The following is a 2,745-nucleotide window of genomic DNA, read 5'->3' on the forward strand; positions in this document are numbered from 1 at the left end:
CGCCATCGGGGGGAGAGACGCCCGTCAGACGCGCCGCGGGGCTGTTGCCGCTCACCGTGCCGGAAGTGCGCCGTCTGCTCTGGCATCTGGTGTGGGAGCGGCCGCCTTCGGTTGAGGCCGTCGAGCACTGGTCGGTGTGGCGCCGGCGCCATCAGCAGCGGGCGCGCGAATGCCACTGGCGCAAACGCACCCGACGCCGACGCAAGGCCCGGCTGTAGTACTAATGCGCTTCTCGTCCCCAAGAGACGGAGAAGCCGATATGGACGAGCACAAGGCCCGCCTTCGCGCAAGCGAACTGGAAGATTCAGGCGATGTCGGAGTGAACCCGACGCAAAATCTCACGATGGGCGAGATCATCGCCACTCGCTTCAACCGGCGCGACCTTCTGCGCGGTTCGCTCGCCGTCGCGGCGATCTCTGCGACTGTCGGCACCCGCGCGCTGGCAGCCAATGAGCAGCCGGCCAAGAAGGCGAACGGTCTCTCCTTCGACTTCAAGGAAATCGAAGCGGGCGTCGACCATACCCACCACGTGGCCGAAGGCTACGATGCGAAGGTGCTCCTGCGCTGGGGCGCCCCCCTCTTTCCCGATACGCCCGAGTTCGACCCGAAGAGCCAGACGCCCGAGAAGCAGGCGCGCCAGTTCGGCTACAACACCGATTTCGTCGGCTATATCCCGATCGACGGCTCCAGCGACCACGGCCTCCTCGTGGCGAACCATGAATACACCAACGAGGAACTGATGTTCTCGGGCGTCGGCATCCAGGACGCCAAGGACGTCGCCTTCGCGAAGATGACCAAGGACCTGGTGGATATCGAAATGGCGGCCCATGGCGGCGCCGTGGTCGAGATCCGTCGGATGAACGGCGAATGGCAGGTGGTCAAGGATTCCAAGTACACCCGCCGGATCACGGCCGAGACTCCCATGGACATCACCGGCCCCGCCGCCGGTCATGACCGCATGAAGACCTGCGCAGACACGACCGGCCGCAAGGTGCGCGGCATGATCAACAACTGCGCCGGCGGCGTGACCCCCTGGGGCACCTGGCTCAGCTGCGAGGAGAACTTCAACGGCTATTTCTGGGGCGCACTCAGCGACACTCATCCCGAGGCCAAGAACTACAAGCGCTACGGCATCGGCACGCCGGCCTACGCCTGGGGCAAGTTCCATGACCGCTTCGACCTCGCCAAGGAACCGAACGAAGCCAACCGCTTCGGCTGGGTCGTCGAGATCGACCCGTTCGATCCCACCTTCGTGCCGAACAAGCGTACCGCGCTCGGCCGCACCAAGCATGAAGGCGCTGCCGGCATCACCAACAGCGACGGCCGCTATGTGATCTATCTCGGCGACGACGAGCGTTTCGACTACGTCTACAAGTTCGTCACCGCCGGCAAGGTCGACATGCGGAACCGGGCCGCCAATTTCAGCCTGCTCGATGAGGGCATCCTTTACGTTGCCAAGTACAATCCGGACGGCAAGGGCACGTGGCTTCCGGTGGTGCATGGACAGGGACCGCTCACCGAGGCCAACGGCTTCAAGAGCCAGGCCGACGTGCTGATCGAGACCCGCCGCGCCGCGGATCTTCTAGGTGCGACCAAGATGGACCGCCCCGAGGACATCGAGGCCAATCCTCAGACGAACCGTGTCTACGTCATGTTGACGAACAACACGCGCCGCAAGGACGACCAGGTGGATGCCGCCAATCCACGGGCGAACAACGCCTTCGGCCACATCGTCGAGATGATGCCGGACGGTGGCGATCACGCCTCTACCGCCTTTACCTGGGAAGTGTTGGTGAAGTGCGGCGACCCGTCCGTGGCATCGGTCGGCGCGACCTTCTCGTCCGAAACGACCAGGAACGGCTGGTTCGGCATGCCCGATAACTGCGCCATCGACAGCCAGGGTCGCCTCTGGATCTCCACCGACGGCAACAATGCCAAGGCGACAGGCCGTGCGGACGGCTTGTGGGCCATGGAAACCGAGGGCGAGATGCGCGGCACGTCCAAGCACTTCTTCCGGGTTCCGGTCGGCGCGGAAATGTGCGGTCCCTTCTTCACGCCCGATGACGAGACGCTTTTCCTGGCCGTACAGCATCCCGGCGAGGCGGAAGAAGGCGCACCTGTGAGCTTTGACAATCCCATCACGCGCTGGCCGGACTTCAAGGACGGAATGCCGCCGCGCCCTTCCCTGCTCGTCGTCACGAAGCAGGGAGGCGGCAAGATCGCCTGACGGTTTGAGCAAAACCCAAAGCACCAAGACGACAAAGGAGCCCATTGCGGCTCCTTTGCTCTTTCGCGTGCATGGATGCGCGTTTTTTGATGCCGTTGTTAAAGTGAGGAACCGCGTACCGCCATCGCAGCGTGGGGAGAGTGGCGCGGGCGACGGGGCTCGAACCCGCGACCTCCGGCGTGACAGGCCGGCACTCTAACCGACTGAGCTACGCCCGCGCATTGCTCTCGCATCGCCTGCCCGAAAGGGGCGTTTCTCGCGATGGAGGCGCGCAAGTACCGGTGAATGCGCCCGGTGTCAAATGATGCTTGGCTTATCCCCAACCCTGCCTGTGCTACAGGCAGGGGCCGGATTCTCAATAGCCGACACTAGAGCGCGTTGACATTCAGGCTTTCGACGGACTCGCAAATCTGATTCAAGCTCCTTTTGGGCGCGGAGGCTTGGGTGAGCGGAGTTCGTCTGATGTTGAAAGATCACCAGTGGGATCGGATGGAGCCGCATTTGCCGGGCAAACGCAT

1 protein-coding gene, 1 tRNA gene and 1 pseudogene are annotated in these 2,745 nt (G+C 63.5%); 2 read left to right on the top strand and 1 reads right to left on the bottom strand.

Annotation, left to right across the window (positions count from 1 at the left end):
- Both FS320_RS47360 and FS320_RS41315 read left to right on the top strand, forming a co-directional pair.
- A pseudogene (locus FS320_RS47360) lies at positions 1 to 218 on the top strand (hypothetical protein); the annotation flags it as partial.
- A gap of 41 nt (positions 219 to 259) precedes the next feature.
- Entirely contained in the window at positions 260 to 2,227 is a 1,968-nt protein-coding gene (locus tag FS320_RS41315; protein ID WP_152718380.1) for a PhoX family protein, read from the top strand.
- A 141-nt stretch (positions 2,228 to 2,368) separates the two neighbouring features.
- Here the strand turns inward: FS320_RS41315 and FS320_RS41320 are convergent.
- A tRNA-Asp gene (locus tag FS320_RS41320) sits at positions 2,369 to 2,445 on the bottom strand.
- Positions 2,446 to 2,745 lie beyond the last annotated feature (300 nt).

Origin of the sequence: Microvirga tunisiensis (genome assembly GCF_009296175.1) — a bacterium.
Taxonomy (GTDB): domain Bacteria; phylum Pseudomonadota; class Alphaproteobacteria; order Rhizobiales; family Beijerinckiaceae; genus Microvirga; species Microvirga tunisiensis.

Bases quoted from the DNA above. Each gene is read 5' to 3' on its own strand.
- FS320_RS41315 (WP_152718380.1), top strand. From the start codon at position 260: ATGGACGAGCACAAGGCCCGCCTTCGCGCAAGCGAACTGGAAGATTCA.